Below are 23,644 nucleotides of genomic sequence, written 5' to 3'. Positions count from 1 at the left end.
TCTCGTTTAGCTGTTCTCGGTCAAGCGCGCGGAAAACGCGTCAAGCGGTGCTGGCGAAGACGGCGCGCAGGCCTCGGCGTCATACGCCGACGGATCGGGATGGCGGTCGTATTCGTAGGCATTGCGGGACGCGTGAATCACCGTGCCGATGCCCGCGTCGGTGAGCAGCTCCAGCAGCAGCGAATGCGGCATGGTCCCGTTGATGATGTGGGCGCGCAGCACGCCGCCGGCGAGGGCGGCGATGCAGCTCTCGAGCTTGGGGATCATGCCCGCGTCGATCGCACCGTCCTTCAACATGGCGCGCGTCTCGTCGACCGTGAGGTTCGATATGAGGGAGGACTTATCGGAAAAGTCCTCGTACAGGCCGTCGACGTCCGTGAGGAAGATCACCTTGTGGGCGCCAAGCGCAGCGGCTATGTGCCCTGCGGCGACATCGGCGTTGATGTTGTAAAAACCGCCGTCCTCGCCAACGCCCACGGTCGCGACGACGGGAATGTAGTCGTTCTCGACCAGGTTGTTAAGGTAGCCGCCGTTGATGCGGACAATGCGCCCCACACGGCCCAACTCGGGCGCGAGCTGCTCGGCCACAATCGTTCCCGCATCGGAGCCCGACACGCCCACGGCAAGATTGCCGTGCTGGTTGACCGCCGACACGAGCTGTCCGTTTACCTTTCCCACGAGCACCTCGCGCACGAGCTCCATCGCCTCATTGCTCGTAACGCGCTGGCCGCCGCGGAACTCCACGGGGATCTCGTGCCGCTTGAGCGCGGCGTTGATATCCTTACCACCGCCGTGGACGATGACCGGCTTCATCCCCATGATCTTGAGCAGCACGATGTCGCTCATCACATCGGCACGCAGGCGCTCGTCCACCATCGCGGCGCCGCCGTACTTGATGACGACCGTCTTGCCCGTCAGGTTCTTCATCCAAGGCAGCGCCTCGAAGAGCAGCTGCGCGGTCTCCTCGCTTGAAAGCGAGGTCCTGCTGTCGCGTGCGTATTTCATGACTTGCTCCTAGGAACGGTAATCGGCGTTGATGGACACGTATTCGTGCGTGAGGTCGCAGGTCCACACCGTCGTGGAGCACGTGCCCGCGCCCAGGTTGGCCTCGATGACGATCTCGGGCTCCTCGAATCGTCGCAGGGCCTCGGCCTCATCGAAGGGCACGGTGAGGCCGGCACGACACACGGGCATCCCCATGATGTCGATGTCGACCCGGCTCTGATCGAACGGCACCCCGCATTTGCCAAGGGCCGCCGCAATGCGCCCCCAGTTGCAATCGTGACCGGCGATCGCAGTCTTGACCAGCGGCGAATTGGCAACGGAACGGGCGGCGGTATCGGCATCGGCTTTGGTAGCGGCACCGTGAACGTTCACGGTCACGAGCTTCGAGGCACCCTCGCCGTCCGCGGCGATTGCACGGGCAAGGTTCTCGCACACGGCATGGACCGCTTGGCACAGCTCGGCGTAGGCCGGCGTCCCCTGCTCGATGAGCGCAACGCCCGGTGCCGCGTCACCCGAGGCGAATATCACACACGTGTCGTTGGTGGAGCTGTCCGAATCGACGGTCACCTTGTTGAATGTCACACGCACCTGCGAGAGCAAGATCTCGTGCAGGGCGGCGGGCTGAACGGGGGCGTCGGTGGTGATGACGGCGATCATGGTCGCCATGTTCGGCATGATCATGCCCGAGCCCTTGCACATACCGCCCACAGTGAACGCGCAGCCCTCAAAACCCGGCGCCGTGCTCTCGTACGCAACCGCGTACTCCTTGGCATGCGTATCAGTCGTCATGATCGCGCGGGCCGCATCATGGGCGCCCTCGCGCGAAAGCGCCGCCGCCGCTTGCGGGACCCCTTGCTCGAAGGGCTCGATATCGAGGGGGACACCGATGACCCCCGTCGAGGCGACAAGCACCTCACCTGCCTTGCAACCTAGGGCATCCGCGACGACGCCACAGGTCTCCCGTGCGATGGCGAGACCGGGCTCCCCCGTCGCAGCGTTGGCGTTACCGGAGTTGATGACCACAGCGCGCATCGTGCCATATCCGCGCTCGATTCCGCCGAGCTGCTCGCGGCTCACCTGCACGGGGGCTGCGCAGAACCGGTTGGTGGTAAAGACGCCGGCTGCGGCAACGGGGCGGTCGGCGACCACGAGCGCGAGGTCGGCGCGGCCCGGGTTCTTTCGAAAACCGGCATGGACGCCGGCGGCGGTGAAGCCCTGCGCACTCGTCACGCCGCCCCGAGCGATGGGGCGCAACGATACGGCGGAAGATGTCGAGGTCGTGTTGAAGGTCGTGTTCATAATGCATCCCTTAGGACTCGTTTTGGCTAGACTGGCATGGCGACAAGCGGCAAACCTCGTCGCTCCTCGAGCCCAAAGACGATATTGGCGCACTGCACAGCTTGACCGGCAGCCCCCTTGCACAAGTTGTCGATGGCTCCCGTTGCCACCAGCACTCCCGTGCGCGGGTCCACGGCGAGGCCGATCTGGCACCGGCACGTGCCCGCCACTGAGGCAGTTCGCGGCATGGCGCCCGCATCGAGCACGGTGACAAGGGGCGCATCCTCGTAAAACGAGCGGTACGCCTCGACGGCCTCCTCAACATCCATAGCTGCCGCCTCCTGCGTGAGCCTCAGCGTCACGGTGGACAGCAGTCCGCGTTTGAGCGGCGCGAGGTGCGGCGTGAACACCACACGGTCTTTCGCCTGCAAGATCTGCTCGATCTCCGGCGTGTGACGGTGTTTGCACACACCATATGCCTCGACATTTTCATCGGCCGAACAATAATGCGTGCGGGCGTTGCAGCCCTTTCCCGCGCCCGTCACGCCAGAGACGGCATCCACCACCACAATCGTATCCTCGCGGCACCAGCCCATGCGCAACGCCGGAGCAGCCGCCAGCGACGTGGCCGTGGGATAGCACCCCGCGCATGCCACCAGGGCTGGCTCCCCCGTCTCCAAACTGGCACGGGCATCGGCGAGATCTTTGGCGAACAGCTCCGGAAGCCCGAATGCGCGCCCTGCGAGCAGTTCGGGCGAGGCGTGCGGGACCCCATACCATTCCTCGTAGACCTCCGCGCTCGCCAGCCGGTAATCCGCGGACAAGTCGAACACCGAGACGCCGTGCGCCAAGAGGCTGGGCGCCATCCCCATGGCTGCGGTATGCGGGACGGCAAGGAACACCGCATCGAGGGCCATCAGCGCGGGATCGTCATGGCTGGTGAACACGAGGTCCGTCTCTCCCGTAAACGCGGGGTAGATGTCCGCGAGCCGCACACCGGCATCGGCGTTGGACGTTATCGCCTTGAGCTCGAAATCCGGGTGTGCGAGGAGCAAGCGGACGAGCTCCGCCCCGGCGTACCCCGCTGCGCCAACGACTCCTACCTGATACGCCATGTGTTCCGCCCTTCTGCCATGTATACGCTGCGATGCAGCTCCGCCCGCCGGACCCGGGGCCGTGCGTCGCTCCCGGGGCCGTTGCCGAGCCCTGGTCCGCTGCCGCTTCCGGGACCGTTGTCCGACCCGAGGCCGTTCGTCGCTTCCATATGCATTGCCCATCAAAACATTTGCAATATTGCGAAAGTTTGACAGTAAATATTATCATTTCTGATTGATTCATTCACTTTTATACATTCGTAACAAAGCCGACACGCGCGCTTCGAAACGCGAGCTCCGAAACGAGGGTCCCGATTTCAAACCCCTGATAAATCACATTATCAAGCTGCTTTCTGTGAGAAATCAACGGTTTGAAATGACGCCACAATTTCAAACCGTTGGTAAATCACATTACCAAGCCTCAAAATGTGAAAAATCATGGGTTTGAAATCGTCCCCGCTGTTTCAATTCGCCATATCAGCGCGATGTCCCGCCGCGCGCAGCACCTTGTCGTGACGCCCGGTCGACGTAATCCCGTCGAGGAACGCCCGCCGTCGTCAACAGGTTCTCGAAGTACTCGACGTTGTAGACCTCCTCCATGGAGAACCGAATCACCGTTGCATTGGCCATGTTGATATGCGCCTCCCGACGGCGCTCCTTCGCCATGGCATGAATCACCGCATCGATATCGCCGGCATTCGCCGCTCTCGCCCGGTACTTCTCCAGCCCGTCCAGCTCGCCGATGATCCAGTGGCCGTTGCTCAAGCACCAGCCAAAGTCACCGTACTTCGGGTTGTCCGGTTCCATGGGGTCGATTATTTCCACCTGCAATTCAGGCGGCTGGAAACCGAGCTCGATCATCGCGGCGCGCGCGATGGACTCTCCTCCGTTCTCACTTCTCCCATCCGCCCACAACAGCGTCTCGCGTGCCTGGCGAACACCCCGTTTACGGAAGCCATCCTCCGCCAGCCACTGACTCAGCTCTTCCTCACTTGTCATCCCCCAATGCAATGCGGAGTCGACAATCGCCAGACCCTCTTTAAACGGCGCCGCGCAGAGGCAATCGATAAGAGTCCTCCGAAGGGACGTCACCTGCACTCCCATAACCTTGACGACGTCGCCATCGCGTAGCGCCCACGTGTGGCGCGCGATTGGACTTGCAGGGCTGTTTGGGAGCGCCGACACCACGTGCGCCTTGTCGAGCAGCCGGTTCGGAACCTGCAATCCGTGCACCATCGCAGCGGAATACAGGCAGAATATCCATTCCGGGTGCGTTTTGCCCAAAGTGCGGACGAGCTTGTAGGAACGCACGCGCGGCGGGGCAGACCCATACGCCGCGGTCCGTGCGAAGATGCCTCGACAGGGGCAGGTCACTTCGCCTGCCGCGCGAAGCCGATGCAGCAAGGCCTCTTCTGCGTGGCACTCCGGCATCAGCCACAGTCCCTGCCGGTCACACCGGTCGAACTTATCCAAAACTCGCTGTTTTGCGTCCCCCATATGTCGTCCCGTCATCCGCACACCTCGGAACCTCTACGGTATCAATGAGACGACGGAATGAGTCTTGCACGTGGTTGGGGATTATCTGACACCCAGCTCAGTGCCACAGCCGATGCATTTTTATCCATGGGCGGTGGCAATTCATCGGCCAACGGTCGGGTCAAAGGTCGAAATCGCATCATCAGAGCTCGACTTGCGTCACATTGAAAGTTCTTTCGACCGTCTGTACCCCCAATATGGCCGTACGACCTATTCGGGGCTTGACAAATCGATCAAACCCTCCTTGGCCGCCCGCTCGTCCTGCTGGATTGTGAGGAAACACGGGTTTGAAATGAGCGCGTTCATTTCAAACCCGTGATAAATCACATTACCAAGGCCGTTTATGTGAGAAATCAATGGTTTGAAATAATGCACTCGTTTCAAACCCACGTTTCTTCGCGTCGTCGAGTGAAGGAGGCCGGGGGCCGACCAACAGCGGCATCGGCCGGGACGCAAGCGCGGAAATCGGGCGATCGTAAGAACAAGCATCAAAAAAACCGCCCTGGGACAGTTCAAAACTGCCCAGGGCGGCTCATGTGTGCGATGACATCGCACGTGCACGCCGCGAATCACGCAGCGCGCACGCCAAGGGAGACTAGAACGTGACCGGGGTATCCGTGTAGACGCACTCGAGCAGCTGCTCCATCTCCTCCTGCGTGGGGATACGCGGGTTGGAACCGGTGCAGGCATCGAGGATGGCGTTGGCGGCAACCTCGGACTTCTTAGCCTCGAACTCATCGTAGTCGATGATGGACTCATCGGCCTTCACGCCGTACTGGCCGTAGTTCTTGATACCCTGCGGAATGTCGAGAGCGTCGTTGAGGTCGCGGATCTTCTGGACAAGGGCCTCCACGAGCTCGTCCTCGGTCTCACCCTCGAGATGCAGGATGTCCTTGGCGATGAAGGCGTAGCGGCTCTTGGCGCGCTCGTCCTTCGCGTTGAACTGGATGACCTTGCCGAGGTACATGGCGTTGGCGCAACCGTGGATGATGTGGTCCCCGGAGAATGCGGCGCCGGTCTTGTGGGCCATGGAGTGGACGATGCCAAGCAGGCCGGAGGAGAAGGCGATGCCGGCGATGCACTGGGCGTCGTGCATGTGGGCGCGGGCCTCATGGTCGCCCTGGTAGGACTTGGGCAGCCACTCGACGATCTCGCGGATGGCGTGCAGCGCGTTGCCGTCGGTGTACATGGAGCCGGCGGTGGAGACGTAGGCCTCGATGGCATGGGTCAGCGCGTCCATGCCGGTGTGGGCACAGAGCTTGGCCGGCATGGTGTAGGTGAGCTCGGGGTCGACGATGGCGACATCGGGCGTGATGTTGAAGTCGGCCAGCGGGTACTTGATGCCCTTCTCGTAGTCGGTGATGACGGAGAACGCGGTGACCTCGGTCGCGGTGCCGGAGGTGGAGGCGATGGCGCAGAACTTGGCCTTGGTGCGGAGCTCGGGGAAGGAGAAGGGCACGACGGCCTGCTCGAAGGTCTCCTCCGGGTACTCGTAGAACAGCCACATGGCCTTGGCGGCGTCGATCGGGGAACCGCCGCCGATGCCGATAATCCAGTCGGGCTGGAAGGCCTCCATGGCCTTGGCGCCCTTCATGACCGTCTCGACGGACGGGTCGGACTCGACGCCCTCGAAGATCTCGACCTCGAAACCGGCCTCCTTAAGGTCCGCCTCGACGTCCTGCAAAAAGCCGCCACGGCGCATGGAGCCGCCGCCAGTCACGATCATGGCTTTGGAGCCCTTGAGGTTCTTGACCTCGTGGCGAGCACCCTCACCAAAATACAGGTCGCGAGGATTGGTGAAACGTCCCATTACTTACCTCCCATTTCGCGGAATCAACCGCGTTTGCGCGGGGCACCGTTAGCCCCACATGGACTATGCCCGCAGATCGACCGGTTTCACCGCTCGGGCCCAAACAGGTGCCCGAGGGGGCGCCCCCCGCGGATTCCCGAGTGCCTAACGAGAGCGTGGTAAATCGTTCAATCACAGACGCTCACATCATATCGCGTGCGCCCATCCGACTAGGTTCGAAATCTGTTAGGCTTCTTGCATACTTCGCCCTCTTAGCAGCAGGTCGCGAAAGGGAACGTGTATGAAAACGCGCATCAAAACGGGGGATATCCTCCTTTTTACTGGTCTTTTGCTGGCAGCCGTCATAGGTGGAATCTGGTGGTTGGCAAACTCCGCAAACGCTGGCGATTTTTCGGCGAGCGGCGCGCTCGTGGTTACCCAGACCAAAGAGGGCTTCCGCCGCACCGACCCGCTCTCCACGGAGACGACATATGTGGTCGAAACGCCCGGGACGGGAACGGGGCCCGATGCGCACGAAGGCCTCAACACCATTCGCATCGCGAACGGCACCGTAAAGGTCGAGAGCGCCAACTGCAACAACCAGGTCTGTGTCGAGCATGACCCCATTGCGGGCGTTGGAGAAGAAATCGTATGCCTTCCCCACGGACTCGTCGTCGAAATCGTTCAAGACGAGTCACAGGCGACCGTCCTTCATTGACGCGTCAACGTCCTGCAAGCCAATGGCGTGAGCCCAAAGGGACGCACGCCATGGGCAAGAAGAAAACGGCTACACTAGTTCGATAACGAATAAGAGCCGTACGTGCGGATATATACCTCGGGCCCCGGAGCCACGTCCCGCGACCATCACGAACGACCAGGCCCACGCCACCAGTCAACCGGAAAGGAGAGACCCATGGCATTCGACCCCATCCAGGAGGACTGCCTTCGCCTCATCCTCGCCAATATGGAACGCGAAGGCGTTCAGCTCCTCCAAGACCCCTTGTACATCGATCGTGCCTCCGAGGCGTTCCAAAACGACCCCTCGTCGCTCATCCACACCGATCGTGAGCGCTCGTTTCACTTGGTATCCAAGGCAACGGAGGTCGTCGACTACCGTGCGCCGTTCGCACCGACCGAACAGGACGCCGAGGCGCAGTTCGACATTGCGGAGAACTACCTGCGCGAGGCGACCGAGCTCGACCCGCGCAATTGGGATGCCCAGCGCATGCTCGCCACCCTGCAATCGGAATCGGACGACGAACTCATCTCCTATCTGCTCGACCATCGCGCAGATGTCGAACGCGACGTCGAGCACCTCCTCGAGGACGCATCGAACCCCTACGAAGAGGAGTTCGCGCGCGATTTGGGGCAGCGGCCCCTCCAACGCTGGATTGCCATGCTCGCCTCGCGGCTGTTCATCGCCGGGCAGTACCGCATGGCCCTCATGTGCGCCGAGGAGGGCCTGAGAGCCTACCCACTCGACATGGCGGGCATTCGCCACACCGGCATGCTCGCGCTCGCCAAGCTCGAGGTGGCGCCCGAGGAACTCAAACGCTACCGTTCGCGCCATGCAGCCGCCTATCAACTTGCGGGCAAGAGCGCCTCGCGCCGCACACAACCCGGCGGCCACGCACCGGACGCGTGGAGCCTTATCGCGCAGATGAGCCTGGCATACCGCTCCTTCGACATGGCAGGGGCCACGACGGCGTTGCGAACGCTCATGCGCGTGTACCCTCGCAGTGCCCAATCCCTCTACTTCCAGGCAGAATTCCCCGACGGCGTGTTCTCGCGCGTGAATGTGCAACCCGGCAGCGAGGATGAGCTGGTGCTGGCCCTCTCGGAGGCGACGCCGCTCCTGCAAGAAGGGATGGGCACGCCCGATTCGGCGAGCTTTGCGTTGTGGATCGCCGAACACGACCTGGTGCAGCGTTCCCTCGACGCACGCGACCCGCTCCCCCACACCGAGACGCGCGGCAACGCACCCGGAGGCGAGAACTGATGAATCCACGTGCATACGTTCCCGCGTACCTTGAACATCGCTACGCCCTCGCCCATCCCGAGCTCACGAACGCGGCGCGCGAACTCGTTCACGAACAGATCGAGCGCGATCCCGATCGCTATGCAACCGATGACGGCGCGCGGGCCCTCGTGTCGTACATGCGCGTGCAGGAGGAGCTCCTCGACGGGTTGCTCCGCATGGAGGACCTGCCCGACGGAGATTTCGAACGCGACCGCAGCGCGCTCTTCGAGCGTGCCCGCGCCCAGCTCGCGGCGATCATGCGAACGGACCCCCACTGCGTCGACGCGAGGCTCGTCGCCATACAGCTCGCCGAGGTGCCCCTCGATGCCTGCCTGGGCGATATGCTCCAGCTCGAACGTGAAACTCGGGAGAGACTCGTGATGTCCCGTCCGGGATTCGACCCCGATATCGAGGGGCTATGGCGTGAAAGCGCACTCGCGGCAAGCGAGGATGCCGGGGAGCTCACCGCACGCGACCCCGAGGTCATCGGCTGGCTTCACACCGTTGAGGCGCTCGCCCAAGGATGCATCTTCACAGCCCGCTACCGCGCCGCCGCCTCGTACGCCCGCACGGTGATGCGCGCGCACGGCTACCCCAACCTCGCCGTGGGCACGCTCTTCCTCGCACTCGCGCGTCTGGAGGACGAAGACGGGTTCTTCGCGGCTGCGCGCGATGCGGGTGAGGGCGCCGAGGACCTGCCGTGGTTCCTCTTGGGACGCACCATCTTGCTCTACAAGCTCGGACAGCGTCGCAGCGCGCGCCGTGCGCTCCGTGATTTCGCGGCGCGCTGCGACGGCGGGGCGTTCTTCCTCATCAACCCGACCTACCACGACCCGTACCTGCCCGTGCGGCCCGCGGCCCTCGAGGCATGGGACTTGTCGCACCAAGCCGTGTGGGAGGCCGACGGCATCATCGCCGACACGCCCGATTTCGCCGCATGGGCGGAGGGCGTCGAGGGAATCCGAGAGCGTGCCGAGGAGTTCGCGTTACGGCATGGGTTCTAGCCCCCATGCGCGCCGGGCACCGGGCCATCCGTGATACGCTTATCGGGTTGCCAATCGATTCCGGAGGAACCGCCCGTGCAGGATTTTTCGCTCAAGCACCGCGTCACCGTGCACTACACCGGCTCATTTGAGGACGGCGAGGTCTTCGATACCACCGAGGGCCGCACGCCGCTCACATATGTCGAGGGAAACCACGAGGTCGTCCCAGGCTTCGAGGTCGCGGTGCTCGGCATGGAGCCCGGCGAGAAGAAGACCGTGACCCTTGCGCCCAGGGACGCCTACGGTGAGCACGACCCGCGCCTTCTGTACGTCATGCCCACGATCGAGATTCCAAACTATGAGGAACTGGTACCCGGGCAACTCATCTACCTCATGAACGGCGAGGGCTACCAGCAACTCGCACGCGTGATGCGCGTGGCCGACGACGGCGACACGCTGTTTGACTTCAACCATCCCATGGCCGGGCACACCCTCACCTTCGAACTCTCGCTCGTGAGCCGTGAGCCCTATACCGATGAGGAGGCGTAGACCATGGTGACGTCCCATCCCATCCGGCGCGGCGTGGCGTGCCCGGGTTGCCCCCACCGCGCGGCATACGTGGCATGTAGGGAGGCACTTGGGCGTGGACGCGCCCGCGTTATCTGCGGCGACGCAGGCTGCGCCGCCGTTGGCTCCATGCACCCGGCCGCCTGCACGTGCGTAGGCGGCGAAGAGGCGCTGCTCGACCGCTACAAGGCGCCTGTGCCCCAGGGCGGTACACCGCAGGAACCCTCCTGCGAGGCGTGCATCCACTTCGTGCCCGACGCCGCGCTCGCCCGTGATGACGAATCAGCCGAACTCGCGGGGCTTTCCGCAGAAGGACGGGTCACCATCCTTGCCGTGCTCGCATCCAGCCGCGCATTCCTCACGCGTGAGGCCATCGAAGGACTGGCGGAACGTGCCCTCGCCCTGGGTTGCGGCGACGCCGTGATCGTGGATCCGTTCGACAGCCAACGCGCCGCGGGCGTTCTCTGCGGTGCCTTGGCGCGCCCCGGCGTCCACGCCGTGGTGTTCGCCTCGCCCTGCGCCCAAATCCAGCGCGGCGAATACGAGGCGGAGCCCGCCGAGATCGATGCATACGCCTGCATGAGCTGCCACCGCTGCCAGCAAATCACCGGCTGCCCGGCGATTAGCTTTGAGCCGCCCGTGTTCCGCATCGACGCAGATGCCTGCGCCGGATGCGATCTGTGCGTCGAGTGCTGCCGCACACACGTCATCTACTCCCCGCGCAGCCGCATGACACCCGAGGAGCGCAGCCGCGCCCGATACGCAGCTGCCAGCCAGTAAGCCCGTCGTTCTCCCCGGCCCTCCACCATGGAAGGCGGGAGCGAACGCCAGGCACATGACATCCCCATCACGATAGGAGCTCTCATGAGCATCAGATCGAACATCGCAACCGTCACCGCCGACCTTGCCCGCTGGGGGCTCCGCTCCGTCCTCCATCGTAACGGCGGTGCACTGCCCGGCAAGCTCGCCCTTTCCATCGACCCCGAACTCGTCGCCGATCTTGCCGGCCTCCTGGACGCAAGCGTGGTCATCACCGGCACGAACGGCAAGACCACCACGACGAACCTCATAGCCGATGCCGTGGCGGCGAGCGGAGCCGTCTGCGTGTGCAACCGAGCGGGAAACAACATGGAGACCGGTATCACGGGCACCCTGCTCGAGGCGAACTCCAATCGACGTCGAACCGCCGGCAAGCGCCGCGTGGGCGTGTTCGAGTGCGACGAGCTGTACACCGTGCGCATCCTGCCGCGCCTCAAGCCCACGTATTTCGTCTTGCTCAACCTGTTCCGCGACCAGCTCGACCGCTATGGGGAGATCGACCATACCCAGGACGTCATCGCGCAGGCGCTCGCCTTGTCGCCAACGACCACGCTGATCTTCAATGCCGACGACCCGCTGTGCGCCTCCATCGCCGACCGCCTGCCCAATCCCTCGCTTCCCTTTGGGCTCGATGGCCCCACCGGCGGCGAGGCCTCGCACATCGCCGAGTCGCGCTTCTGCGCCCACTGCAACGCCCCACTCGAATACGACTACATCCAATACGGTCAGCTGGGCTCCTACCACTGCCCCGCCTGTGGCTGGAGGCGCCCCGACCTCGCCTCGGGGGCCTCGAACGTGCACCTCACCAGCACCGGTTATTCCTTCGAATTGAAGGCGCAGCAAGACGGGTCCTCGCAGACCGCGCCCCTCTCCACCAGATACAACGGCCTGTACATGGTCTACAACATCACCGCCGCTTGGACCGCCGCCTGGGTCCTCGACGCGCTCGACGGCGATTCCAGCCGCTTCCAGGGCGTCCTCGACACTTATGTGCCCACCGGAGGGCGCATGACGCGTTGGCAGGCGAAGGGGCGCATCGTCGCGACCGACCTGGCCAAGAATCCCGTGGGCTTCGATCGTCAGATCCAGCAGGTCAAGGCCTCGGGCGGCAAACTCATGGCCTTCTACCTCAACGACGCAGATGCGGACGGACGCGACGTCTCGTGGATTTGGGACGTTGACTTCGAATGTCTGAGCGCTCCCGGCGTACATGCCTTTGCGGGCGGATCGCGCGCGCACGACCTGCAGGTTCGCCTCAAGTACGCCGGCATCGACGCCTCGCTCGTTAATAGCATCGGCGATGTCATCGATACCTTGGCGGGCGAGGATGTCGGCGAGGTCCTTCATGCCGTTGCCAACTACACCGCGTTCCCCCCAATCGTCAAGGAGCTCGAGGGGCTCGGGGACGTCGTGACCGGCGATGCGAAAACCGTGTCCATCGATGTAACGGCCATCCACGATGACGACGACACCCAGCACTCGGACAAGATGCTCGACCTGGGCCGTCCGTTGCGCATCGTCCACCTCTATCCCGACGCCTTGAACCTGTACGGCGATGGCGGCAATGCCATCATCCTCGAACGCCGCTGCAGGTGGCGGGGCATTCCCGTCGAGGTTGACGACGTGCACATGGGCGATGTGCTCGACCTGTCCACGGCGGACATCGTGCTCATAGGCGGCGGTGCCGACCGCGACCAGCTCGCCGTTGCCAACGAGCTGCGCCACCAGCGCGACGAGCTGCAGGGCTACGTTGAGGATGATGGCGTCGTTCTCGCAATCTGCGGCAGCTACCAGCTCCTCGGGCGCTCGTATTACATGGGCGATGAAAAGGTTGAGGGGCTGGGCATCATCGCCGCCGACACGGTACGTGGCGAAGGCCGCCTCACGGGCAACGTCGCGGTGAAAACCGATATCGCCGACGCCCCGTTCGTAGGGTTTGAAAACCACGGCGGACGCACGGTGCTCGACGCCTGCGAGCATCCGCTCGGCACCTCAGTGCTCGAGGGCACCGGCAACAACGGTCAAGACGGCTCTGAGGGATGCCTCCACCGCAACCTGGTGGGAACATACCTCCACGGACCCGCGCTCTCCAAGAACCCCGAGCTCGCCGATTGGCTCATCACGCGAGCCCTCGAGCGCCGCGGGCGCGGCGGTAACATACAGGCGCGAGAGCTGTTGCCACTCGCCATGCTCGACGATGCCTGCGAGCACGCCGCACACGAGGCGGCGATGAAACTGCTTGGTTAACGCAGCCGCCAGTCCCTGTGGCACATATTCGAAGATGCGCGCGTCACGTCCCGTGGCGCGCGTTTTTATGGCAAGACGCGGGCAACGGACACCCCGACCCGCGCGCCGCAGACGAGCTTGACGGCATCGGGGATGATGAAGGGAGCCACCGCGATGGCAAGCGCGCCCCACAGGTCGATCGACAGAAACGCCATGAGCTGGACGGTGCCGCATACATACGAAACGAGCAGCAACACAGCGGCGGATGCGAGGGCACGCGGGTACGCGGGGATACGTGCCGGAAGCGCCCTGTCCAGAACGCCGGCTGCTACCATGCCCAGGATGAATCCCCACAGAAAACCGCCCGTGGGGCCCGCAAGCGCACCGAAGCCTCCCATGAAGCCGGAGAAAACCGGAAGGCCAACGGCGCCGAGCAAGACGTACGCGACAACCGTAAGGACCGCCGTGCGGCGATCGAGCACGGCGGGGATCATGGCGAGCACGAACGTCTGCAAGGTGAAGGGCACGGGGCCAAAAGGCAGCATGACCTGGGCGGAAGCCGCCAATAGCGCCACCATGAGTCCGGCACGGGCAATACGCTTGGCGTCCATGTTGCTCCCCCATTCATGAAAAGAACGAGCCCCGTTACAACAACAAGCCCGAATCCCGCAAGGGATCCGGGCTGGCAATTCGATGGTGCCCCCAACGGGATTCGCGTCCGGCTGCGCCGTCCGCGGCTTCGGGCGCATAGCGCCCTCGCACGCTCGCTGGGAAACGCTCGCGCGTTTCCTCAGTCTCGCGACCCCAATGGGTTCGAACCCCGGCCCGTCAACGTAACAAGCCCGAATCCCGCAAGGGATCCGGGCTGGCAATTCGATGGTGCCCCCAACGGGATTCGAACCCGTGATATCCACCTTGAAAGGGTGGCGTCCTTGGCCGCTAGACGATGGGGACAGCGCGCAAGAGTATAACAGAGTTCCTACACGTAGAACAAGACGTCATCATACGTCGGGACCGGCCAGTAATCTGCAGCCACGATCTCCTCCATGGCATCGACTGCCGCGCGCAGGTCGGCCATAGCGGGTGCAACCTCGTGCGCATAGCAATTCGCCTGCTCCTGGCCATCTGCCATGGACTCCGCCTTGACGTGCACCGCATCGAGCGCCTTGATGGCCTCGTTGATGTCGGTGATGCCGTTGCAGAGCTTATTGAGCGTATTCTGCTCGCACTGCATCGCCGCCTCGGCACCGGCGGCGCGGATGGCCTCAAGACCCTTGGCGACCTTGGTGGCGTAGGCGGTGATGACCGGGCGGTACGTGCGGCGCGCCTCGCGGATCATCGTCGTGGCCTCGATGTTCATGAGCTTGTTGTACTTCTCGAGCTTAACCTCGTAGCGGCACACGGCCTCTGCCTCGGAAAGCACGCCGAGCTCCTGGAACAGCGCGAGGTTCTTCTCGGCGACAAATGCCGGCAGCGCGTCGGCGGCGGTGCGGAAGTTGCACAGGCCGCGAGACTCGGCCTCCTTCTCCCACGCCTCGGAATAACCATCACCGGAGAAGAGGATGCGGCGATGCTCACGCAGATGCTCGGCGCAGTAGGCCAGCGCGGCCTCCTGGAAGTCGTCCTCGGGCGTGCCCTCGAGGGCGTCCGCGAAGTCGCGCAGGGCCTGGGCGACGGCACAGTCGAGCACCAGGTTCGCGTCGGAGACGTTCGCCTCGGAGCCCACGGCGCGGAACTCGAACTTGTTGCCCGTGAAGGCGAAAGGGCTCGTGCGGTTGCGGTCGGTGTTGTCCTGCTCGAGGTTGGGCAGCAGCACCGTGCCGAAGGTGAGCGTGTCGGTGGTGGCGTGGACGCTCGCCTCGCCGTCCATCAGCATCTCGACGACCTCGGTGAGCTGATCGCCCAGGAAGATGGACATGATCGCCGGCGGCGCCTCGTTGGCGCCCAGACGGTGGTCGTTGCCGCAGCTCGCGACGCTGGCGCGCAGGAGATCCTGGTACTTGTCGACGGCCTCGATGACCGCAGTAAGGAACACCACGAACTGCAAGTTCTCGAGCGGGGTGTCGCCGGGGTCGAGGAGGTTTTCGTCGGCCGTACCGAGCGACCAGTTGTTGTGCTTGCCCGAACCGTTGATGCCCTCGAACGGCTTCTCGTGCAGCAGGCACACCAGATCGTGGCGGCTGGCGATGAGCTTCATCTTCTCCATCATGAGGAGGTTGTTGTCAACGGCCTCGTTGAGCTCGGAATACACGGGCGCGAGTTCGTGCTGGCACGGCGCCACCTCGTTGTGCTTCGTCTTGGCCGGGATGCCCAGTGCCCAAAGCTCGTTATCGAGGTCCTTCATGTACGCGGAGACGGTTGGGCGAATGGCACCGAAATAGTGCTCTTCGAGCTCCTGGCCCTTGCACGGAGCCGCGCCGAACAACGTGCGGCCGCAGATAACGAGGTCGCGGCGCTTACGGTATGCGTCCTTCTTGATGAGGAAGTACTCCTGCTCGTCGCCCACGGAAGGCACGACGCGCTTGGGATGCTTGCCGAACAGGGCGAGTACGCGCTTGGCCTGCTCGTCGAGGGCGGTCATGGAGCGCAGCAGCGGGGTCTTCTTATCCAGCGCCTCGCCGGTGTAGGAGCAAAACGCCGTGGGGATGCAGAGCACGTCGTCCTTGATGAACGCCGGGCTCGTGGCGTCCCATGCGGTATAGCCACGTGCCTCGAAGGTGGCGCGCAGGCCGCCGTTGGGGAAGCTCGAGGCGTCGGGCTCGCCCTTGATGAGCGCCTTGCCCGAGAACTTGGTGATGGCGGTGCCATCGTGGTTGGGCTCAAGGAAGCTGTCGTGCTTCTCGCTCGTGATTCCCGACAGGGGCTGGAACCAATGCGCGTAATGCGTGGCGCCGTGAGCGATCGCCCATTCCTTCATGGCGTGGGCCACGGCGTTCGCGACGTCGAGGTCGAGCGGCTTGCCCTCCTCAATGGTTCCCGCGAGCTTTTTGTACACGTCCTTGGGCAGCCACTTCTTCATGACGTCTTCAGAGAAGACCATCGTGCCGAAGCGGTCGGTGAGATCGGCCATCAGATGCTCCCTTCGTGGCGCGCCGCGCGTGAGCGACGCTGGTGCTAGCGGACGATTGCAGCCTATACGCCATACGTTTCGATGCAATTACCGCTGCGTTGCAAGCGTGAAACATATCGTAGCGTACCGCATGCTGCCTGCGGAAAGAATGTCGTAAGCACACCTGCGGCAAAAAAATCATGCGACGGCGTATTTCGTCCGTTTTTGGATAATCCCAGCTCAGCATGGGTGTGAAATGTGCGTATTCAGATGTTCGCATGCCGGAAACCATCGGGAAACACACCTGCAAACCACACGCAACCAACCGAACGTACCATTCCTGCCGAACGATTCTCACTGGCATCAAGAGCAAAGGAGCAGGCATGGAACAGACACCCATATCGCCCGCCACAGGCAAGGACGACCAGCCGACCCTCTATAAACCCGAATTCGAACACGATGCATGCGGCATCGGCGCCCTGGCGAGCATCAAGGGTGAGCGCAGCCACCAGATCCTCGACGACGCCCTCTCCGTCTTGGTGAACCTCGAGCACCGCGGCGGCGTGGGGCTCGAGCGCAACACCGGTGACGGCGCGGGCATTCTCTTCCAGGTCCCCCACCGATTCTTCCGCAAGGAGGCACAGAAGTGCGGGCATCTCCTGCCCGCAGAGGGCGACTACGGCGTGGCGATGGTCTTTTTGCCGCGCGATGAACACGGAGTGGTGGACGCACGCCGCATCTTCGAAGAGGAATGCGCCGCTTGCGGTATCCCCCTGCTCTTTTGGCGCACCGTCCCCGTCGATCCGCACGACCTCGGTTCGACCGCACAAGCTTGCATGCCCACCATCATGCAGGCGTTCCTGGGACGCCCCGACTCGATCGAGGCCGGTGACGAATTCGAGCGCGCCCTCTACGTGTGCCGTCGCTCCATCGAGAAGCGCGCCGATGCCGAGCCCTCCCTCGACGGGAAGATCTTCTACATCTGCTCCATGAGCGCGCGGACCATCGTGTACAAGGGCATGCTCGTCGCGACCCAGATGCGCCGTTTCTACATCGACCTCAACGACGCCGCCGTCAAGACGGCCGTCGCGCTCGTCCACTCCCGCTATTCGACCAACACCACGCCCAGCTGGGAGCGCGCGCACCCCAATCGCCTCATCATCCACAACGGCGAGATCAACACCTTGAAGGGCAACGTCAACTGGATCCGCGCGCGTGAGCCCAACCTCTATTCGCCCGTGCTCCAACACGATTTGGAACGCGTGCTGCCCATCATCAACCGCGAGGGATCGGACTCCGCGATCCTCGACAACGTGCTCGAATTCCTTGTGCAAAACGGCAGGCCCCTCACGCGCGCCGTCTCGATGCTCATGCCCGAGCCCTGGGATCACAATGACGCGCTCACGCCGGAGCGCCGTTCCTACGACGCCTACCAGTCCATGCTCATGGAGCCCTGGGACGGACCTGCCGCCATCGCGTTCACCGATGGACGCACGCTCGGCGCCGCCCTCGACCGTAACGGCCTGCGCCCGGCTCGCTATTACGTGACGCGCGACGACCGCTTCCTGCTGTCCTCCGAGGTTGGAACCATCGAGGTCGACCCTGCCAACGTCCTCACCTCCGGGCTGCTCGGTCCGGGCGAGATGCTCGAGGTCGATTTCTCCCAGGCGCGCGTGATCTACAACGACGAGCTTCGCTCTGGCCTTGCCAAGCTCAAGCCGTTCCGCGACTGGATTGCCGAGGAGATGCTCACCCTTGCGGACATCGCGGACGAGTCTGGCAGCAATGCAGACACCGACGGGGCAGATATGCTGTCGGCCGTCGAGGCCGCCAAACTCGGCCACCACTGGGATGACGTCGATGAGGTCGTGCGCCCCATGGCCCTGACGGGCAAGGTGCCGCTCGCCTCCATGGGCATCGACGCCCCGCTCGCCTGCCTCTCCACCAAGACGCGCTCTTTCTTCGACTACTTCTACCAGCTGTTCGCCCAAGTGACGAACCCGCCCATCGACGCGCTGCGCGAGCACGTGGTCACTTCGACCATCCTGTACCTGGGCAATCACGGCAACTTGCTGGAGGACAGCCGCAGCGCCTGCCAGCTCATTCGCCTGGATTCCCCGATCCTCACGGGCGAGCAGTTCAAGGCAATCTCCTCAATCGACCGCACGGGTTTCCATGCCCGCACCTTCCGCGCCGTCTACCTGCGCGATGCGGGAGAAGGTGCGCTTGAGCGCGCGCTCGATGAGCTGTGCCGCGAGGTCGAGCGGGCGGTGCGCGACGGCGTGAACATCGTGGCAATCTCCGACCGCGCGGGCTCAGGTGAGGTCTCCATCCCGTCGCTCCTCGCCGTCGGAGCGGTTCACAACCACCTGATGCGCTCGGGGCTGCGAACCTTCGCCGACCTCATCGTCGAGTGCGGCGACGCGCTCTCGGCGCACGACCTCGCCGCGCTTGTAAGTTACTCGGCAAGCGGCATCTACCCGTACGGCGCCCACACGCACATCGCGCGTCTGGCGCACGAGGGCGACCTTGTGGAAGCCGACGGCCGTGTGCTTTGCGCTCGAGAGGGCATCGAACGCTTCGACCGCGCGGCAACAGCGGGCGTGGTGTCCATCATGTCCAAGATGGGCATCTCCACCATGCAAAGCTACCATTCCGCCCAGATCTTCGAGGCCGTCGGCCTCGCACCTGAGCTCGTCGACCGCTGCTTCTCGGGCACGGTCAGCCGCGTGGGCGGCATGGGCCTCGCCGAGCTTCAGCGCGAACTCGATGAGCGGGTGGATGCCGCGGAGAGAATCGCGCATTCTCCCGCGCCCGACCAGCTCCCCACGCTCGGCCTCACCAAGTGGCGCCCCTTGGGCGGCGAAGACCACCTCATCGACCCCCAAACCGTCTACCTGCTGCAACGTGCCGTGCACGAAGACGACGCCGAGGCATTCGAAGCGTATAGCGCCCGCCTGCACCGCCCGGGCCGCGTCGTGCGCCTGCGCGACCTGATCGACTTCGACGCATCCGATCGCGCGCCCATCCCGCTCGATCAGGTCGAGGACGCGCGCTCCATCGCCACGCGCTTCAACACCGGCGCCATGAGCTATGGCTCCATCAGCCGCGAGGCCCACGAGTGTCTCGCCATCGCCATGAACCGTCTGCACGGCCGGTCCAACTCGGGCGAAGGCGGCGAGGACCCGCGCCGCGAGACGCCGCTCGCGGATGGCGACTCGGTGAACTCCGCCATCAAACAGGTCGCTTCTGGCCGCTTTGGCGTGACGAGCCGGTACCTCTCCTCGGCAACCGAGATCCAGATCAAGATGGCGCAGGGCGCGAAACCCGGCGAGGGCGGCCACCTGCCCGGCAAGAAGGTCTACCCTTGGATCGCCGAGGTCCGACAGTCGACGCCCGGCATCGGCCTCATCTCGCCTCCTCCGCACCACGACATCTACTCCATCGAGGACCTGGCCGAGCTCATCTTCGACCTCAAGTGCGCCAACCCCCGTGCGCGCGTGAGCGTCAAGCTTGTGAGCGAGGCGGGCGTGGGAACCATCGCCACCGGCGTCGCCAAGGGTGCCGCCAACAAGATCTTGATCTCGGGCCACAACGGCGGCTCGGGCGCGGCCCCGCGCGATTCCATCTGGCACGCCGGCCTGCCGCTGGAGCTCGGCCTTGCCGAGGCACAGCAGACGCTCGTGCGCAACGGCCTGCGCTCCCGCGTGGTGCTCGAGGCGGACGGCAAGCTCATGGACGGCACCGACGTCGCCGTGGCGTGCCTGCTGGGCGCCGAGGAGTTCGGCTTCGCCACCATGCCGCTCATCGCCATGGGGTGCCTCATGCAGCGCGACTGCCAGCAGGACACGTGCCCGGCCGGCATCGCCACGCAGAACTGCCGCCTGCGCCACGGCTTCGCCGGTAAGCCCGAGCACGTCGAACGGTTCATGTTGTTCGTCGCCGAGCAGCTGCGCGGCGTGATGGCGCGTCTGGGCTTCGCCACCGTCGACGAGATGGTCGGGCACGTCGAATGCCTGCGCCAGGTGCGCGGCGCCGGAAACTGGAAGTCCGACCTCCTCGACCTCTCCCGTGTCCTCGCGCCGGCTCGCTGCGAGTTCGGCTCCCATATCCCCGGGGCCGATTGCCGCCACTACCTGCCCTACATGGCGGCCGATTCGAACCTCGACGAGACGCTCGACGCCACGCTGCTCATCCCTCGCACCGCCCACGCCCGCTCGCACATGGTCCCCGTCCAGCTGGACGTCGACATTGCCAACATCAACCGCTGCACGGGCACCATGCTCGGACATGCCGTCACCAGTGCGCACCCCAACGGGCTGCCGGAGGGCTCCATCACGGTACGGTGCACGGGCTCTGCGGGCCAGAGCTTCGGCGCATTCGTTCCCAGCGGCATGACGCTCAGCGTGCGCGGCGACGCGAACGACTACTTTGGCAAGGGCCTCTCGGGAGGCGTCCTGTCCGTGGCACCCCCAGAGGGCGCGACCTTCAAGTTCGACGAGAACGTCATCGTGGGCAACGTCGCGTTCATGGGCGCGACGGGCGGTCGCGGCTTTGTAAACGGCCTTGCCGGCCAGCGCTTCGCCGTGAGGAACTCGGGTGCGACCGTGGTCGTCGAGGGTGTGGGCGCACATGGCTGCGAGTACATGACGGGCGGTGTCGCGCTCATCCTCGGCGAGGTCGGGCACAACTTCGGCGCCGGCATGACGGGCGGCGTCGCCTACGTCTACGACGAGTACGGCACGCTTGCCAGCCGCGTGAACGCGGAGACGCTCACGCTCGAGCGGCCGGACGCCTCCGAACTCGCCCGCATCCGTTCACTCATCGAGGAGCACGTCAGGTACACGGCGAGTCCGCGCGGCATGAGGCTTCTGTACTGCTTCTCCGACATCGAGCACGCCTTTATCAAGGTGATTCCCACCGAATACCGGCACATGCTCGAGATCGTGACGGAGGAGGAACGCGCCGGACACTCCCACGAGGCGGCCGTCGAACGCGCCTTCGAAATCATGACCGCGCCCTCAGCAAGCGCAGCATCCGCTGCAAGCACCATTCCCTCATCCATCTGCAGTCCCATGAGCACCAAGGAGGCCCACCATGGGTAAACCCGGAGCTTTTCTCACCACGGATCGGCAGGCCCACGTCCTGCGGCCGACCGATGAACGCACGCGCGACTTCGACCCGCTGTATCGCGAACCCGGCGAGGATGTCCGGCGTGAGCAGGCGAGCCGCTGCATGATGTGCGGCGTCGCCTTCTGTCAATCGGGCATATCGTTCGGGCGCGCACGCACGAGCGGGTGCCCGCTGCACAACCTCATCCCCGAGTGGAACGAGCTCATCTACCGTGGACGTATGGAGGCCGCCGCCGAACGCCTCGCGCTCACCTCACCCCTGCCCGAGTTCACGAGCCGCGTATGCCCGGCCCTGTGCGAGGCGGCGTGCAACCTCGGGACCGTCGACGGCCAGCCCGTCACGATCCACGACAACGAGCGCGCCATCTCCGACTGGGAGTGGGAGCACGGCGGCCCCGCACGCTTCCCCGCCCCTGGCAGGAACGCGCCGCGCGTCACCGTCGTGGGATCCGGCCCCGCCGGGCTCGCGGCGGCGTGGGACCTCGCCCGGCGCGGCGCGCGCGTGACCATCGTGGAGCGCGATGACCGAGCCGGCGGTCTGCTCATGTACGGAATCCCCAACATGAAGCTCGAAAAGTCGATCGTCCAGCGCCGTGTGGACCTCATGGAGTCGCTGGGCATTGAATTCCGGCTGGGCGTCGACGCCTCTCGCGCAGACGTCGCCGAGGGGCTGCTCGAAGAGTCGGACGCCGTCATCCTCGCATGCGGGGCGCGTACGCCGCGCCCCCTGGCATCCCCGGGCGCCGATGCGGCGGGTGTCGTATACGCCGTCGACTACCTCGAGGCGGCGACCCGCGCGGTACTCGCGGGCGATACGGACTCGAGCGTCATATCGGCACGCGGCCTCGACGTCGTCGTGATCGGCGGCGGCGACACTGGCAACGACTGCGTGGGCACCGCCGTGCGCCAGGGAGCGCAATCAGTGCGCCAGCTCGAGTTCCTGCCGGAGCCGCCCGCATGCCCGCGCGAGGGCAATGGCTGGCCGCAATGGCCCAACGTGAAGAAGACCGACTACGGGCAGCAAGAGGCCATCGAACTCATGGGCGCCGAGATGCGCACGTGGGCTGCCGACACGATCGAGGTTCTCACGGACGAACGGGGCGGCGTGCGCGGGCTGCTCGTCGCCAACCTCGATTGGAGCGACGGCACCCCCCGCCGTATCGAGGGATCCGAGCATGAGATCCCGGCACAGCTGGTGCTCATCGCCTGCGGGTTCACCGGACCGGAGACGAGCACGTTCGACGCCTTCGGCGCGCTCGTCTCCGACCAGGGGCGCGCCCTGACCGTCATGGAGGGGGCTTCCCACCGTTGCGCCCCCAAGACGCAGGGCGCGCCGGGGGCCGCGGTCTTCGCCTGCGGCGATGCGCGCACCGGCTCCTCACTGGTAGTCAACGCCATCGCCGACGCCCTGGCCTGTGCAGACGAGGTCGCCCGCGAGCTCGCGCTGTAGCCTCAGCTCGCGACCTCAGAAAAGTGCCTGTCCCCTTTCTGAGAGGTTGCACGTAGAACAGGATATCGTCGTAGGTGGGAACGGGCCAGTAGTCGGCGGCGACGATCTCCTCCATCGCGTCCACGGCGCGGCGCGCCTCGCGCACCATGGTGGTCGCCTCGATGTTCATGAGCTTGTTGTACTTCTCGCTCGTGATACCCGAGAGCGGCTGGAACCAGTGCGCGTAGTGCGTGGCGCCGTGCAGCAGCGCCCATTCCTTCATGGCGTGCGTCACGGCGTTCGCCACATCGAGGTCGAGCGACTCGCCCTCCTCGATGGTCTTGGCGAGCCTCTTGTACACGTCCTTGGGCAGCCACCGCTTCATCTCGTCCTCGGAGAAGACCATGGTTCCAAAACGCTCGGTAAGATCAGCCATAGGGAGCTCCCTTTCATAGGTCAAAAAGCCGCGGCGCCGCGGCGCCGCCCCGAGATGGTCGGTCGATACAGACGCGCCCCGCGCTGCCTCGCGCCAGGCGCTACACCTCGCTCCCCGGTGCGATCGCAGCGGGAAGCATGCAGCTAGGCATAGCGGAGCCATCCTCAAACAACAATTGACAACACGGTTGGAACTCAAATCTTCCGCCGGCGTACGCCCTTTGGGCGGACGGGCCTTCAAAAGTAAAAGGCCCCGCCGCTCCATGCGACGGGGCCTTCACG

The 23,644-nt window shown here is 64.5% G+C and carries 15 protein-coding genes, 1 tRNA gene and 1 pseudogene; 8 read left to right on the top strand and 9 right to left on the bottom strand.

Annotated elements, in window-relative coordinates; all coding sequences use genetic code 11:
* Window positions 1-6: 6 nt before the first annotated feature.
* The 5 genes from argB to Q5Q88_RS01525 form a co-directional block, all read right to left on the bottom strand.
* Window positions 7-1,005, bottom strand: a complete 999-nt coding sequence (argB, locus tag Q5Q88_RS01545) for an acetylglutamate kinase (protein WP_118654328.1) — start codon at window positions 1,003-1,005, stop codon at window positions 7-9.
* Between the two features lie 9 nt (window positions 1,006-1,014).
* Window positions 1,015-2,304 carry a bifunctional glutamate N-acetyltransferase/amino-acid acetyltransferase ArgJ gene (argJ, locus tag Q5Q88_RS01540; protein ID WP_302741382.1) on the bottom strand — a complete coding sequence of 430 codons (1,290 nt, stop codon included), beginning with the start codon at window positions 2,302-2,304 and terminating at the stop codon, window positions 1,015-1,017.
* 26 nt (window positions 2,305-2,330) lie between these two features.
* The gene (gene argC, locus Q5Q88_RS01535) at window positions 2,331-3,398 is read right to left on the bottom strand and encodes an N-acetyl-gamma-glutamyl-phosphate reductase (RefSeq protein WP_294158139.1); all 1,068 of its coding nucleotides are present in this window, start codon (window positions 3,396-3,398) and stop codon (window positions 2,331-2,333) included.
* A gap of 456 nt (window positions 3,399-3,854) precedes the next feature.
* Entirely contained in the window at window positions 3,855-4,808 is a 954-nt protein-coding gene (locus Q5Q88_RS01530; RefSeq protein ID WP_302741379.1) for a hypothetical protein, read from the bottom strand.
* Window positions 4,809-5,508: 700 nt separating this feature from the next.
* Window positions 5,509-6,723 carry an iron-containing alcohol dehydrogenase gene (locus tag Q5Q88_RS01525; protein WP_118654332.1) on the bottom strand — a complete coding sequence of 405 codons (1,215 nt, stop codon included), beginning with the start codon at window positions 6,721-6,723 and terminating at the stop codon, window positions 5,509-5,511.
* A gap of 280 nt (window positions 6,724-7,003) precedes the next feature.
* Here Q5Q88_RS01525 and Q5Q88_RS01520 point away from each other — a divergent pair, with 280 nt between their 5' ends.
* From Q5Q88_RS01520 to Q5Q88_RS01495, 6 genes are all read left to right on the top strand, one after another.
* Entirely contained in the window at window positions 7,004-7,420 is a 417-nt protein-coding gene (locus tag Q5Q88_RS01520) for a NusG domain II-containing protein (protein ID WP_302741376.1), read from the top strand.
* A gap of 195 nt (window positions 7,421-7,615) precedes the next feature.
* Window positions 7,616-8,701, top strand: coding sequence for a hypothetical protein (locus Q5Q88_RS01515; protein ID WP_118654334.1), 1,086 nt, complete (start codon window positions 7,616-7,618; stop codon window positions 8,699-8,701).
* On the top strand, window positions 8,701-9,726 hold the full coding sequence (locus tag Q5Q88_RS01510) for a hypothetical protein (protein ID WP_302741375.1): 1,026 nt from the start codon (window positions 8,701-8,703) through the stop codon (window positions 9,724-9,726). Before Q5Q88_RS01515 ends, Q5Q88_RS01510 begins: the two co-directional genes overlap by 1 nt.
* 75 nt (window positions 9,727-9,801) lie before the next feature.
* Window positions 9,802-10,254: a peptidylprolyl isomerase gene (locus Q5Q88_RS01505; protein WP_118654336.1), complete on the top strand. Its 453-nt coding sequence runs from the start codon at window positions 9,802-9,804 to the stop codon at window positions 10,252-10,254.
* A gap of 3 nt (window positions 10,255-10,257) precedes the next feature.
* Window positions 10,258-11,052, top strand: coding sequence for a hypothetical protein (locus Q5Q88_RS01500; protein ID WP_302741372.1), 795 nt, complete (start codon window positions 10,258-10,260; stop codon window positions 11,050-11,052).
* An 84-nt stretch (window positions 11,053-11,136) separates the two neighbouring features.
* Entirely contained in the window at window positions 11,137-13,338 is a 2,202-nt protein-coding gene (locus Q5Q88_RS01495) for a MurT ligase domain-containing protein (protein WP_302741370.1), read from the top strand.
* Window positions 13,339-13,403: 65 nt separating this feature from the next.
* Here Q5Q88_RS01495 and Q5Q88_RS01490 read toward each other — a convergent pair whose 3' ends face one another.
* The 3 genes from Q5Q88_RS01490 to Q5Q88_RS01480 all read right to left on the bottom strand — a co-directional run bounded on the left by Q5Q88_RS01490 (window position 13,404) and on the right by Q5Q88_RS01480 (window position 16,387).
* Window positions 13,404-13,928: a biotin transporter BioY gene (locus Q5Q88_RS01490; protein WP_118654338.1), complete on the bottom strand. Its 525-nt coding sequence runs from the start codon at window positions 13,926-13,928 to the stop codon at window positions 13,404-13,406.
* A 266-nt stretch (window positions 13,929-14,194) separates the two neighbouring features.
* Window positions 14,195-14,271 (bottom strand) — tRNA-Glu (locus Q5Q88_RS01485).
* A gap of 25 nt (window positions 14,272-14,296) precedes the next feature.
* Window positions 14,297-16,387 (bottom strand): glutamine synthetase III, encoded by a 2,091-nt coding sequence (locus Q5Q88_RS01480; RefSeq protein WP_294122438.1) that lies wholly within the window; start codon window positions 16,385-16,387, stop codon window positions 14,297-14,299.
* A 362-nt stretch (window positions 16,388-16,749) separates the two neighbouring features.
* Between Q5Q88_RS01480 and gltB the strand changes: the two genes are divergently transcribed.
* Entirely contained in the window at window positions 16,750-21,471 is a 4,722-nt protein-coding gene (gene gltB, locus Q5Q88_RS01475) for a glutamate synthase large subunit (protein WP_294159256.1), read from the top strand.
* Complete coding sequence (locus Q5Q88_RS01470; protein ID WP_294122442.1) at window positions 21,464-22,948, top strand: glutamate synthase subunit beta; 1,485 nt, start codon at window positions 21,464-21,466, stop codon at window positions 22,946-22,948. Before gltB ends, Q5Q88_RS01470 begins: the two co-directional genes overlap by 8 nt.
* Window positions 22,949-23,069: 121 nt before the next feature.
* Here the strand turns inward: Q5Q88_RS01470 and Q5Q88_RS01465 are convergent.
* A pseudogene (locus Q5Q88_RS01465) lies at window positions 23,070-23,363 on the bottom strand (glutamine synthetase III); the annotation flags it as partial.
* Between the last annotated feature and the right edge of the window lie 281 nt (window positions 23,364-23,644).

The organism is uncultured Collinsella sp. (genome assembly GCF_959026545.1).
In the GTDB taxonomy this organism is placed as follows: Bacteria; Actinomycetota; Coriobacteriia; order Coriobacteriales; family Coriobacteriaceae; genus Collinsella.
The sequence above is the reverse complement of the archived record's forward strand: the minus strand, read 5'-3'. Positions and strand labels throughout refer to the sequence as shown.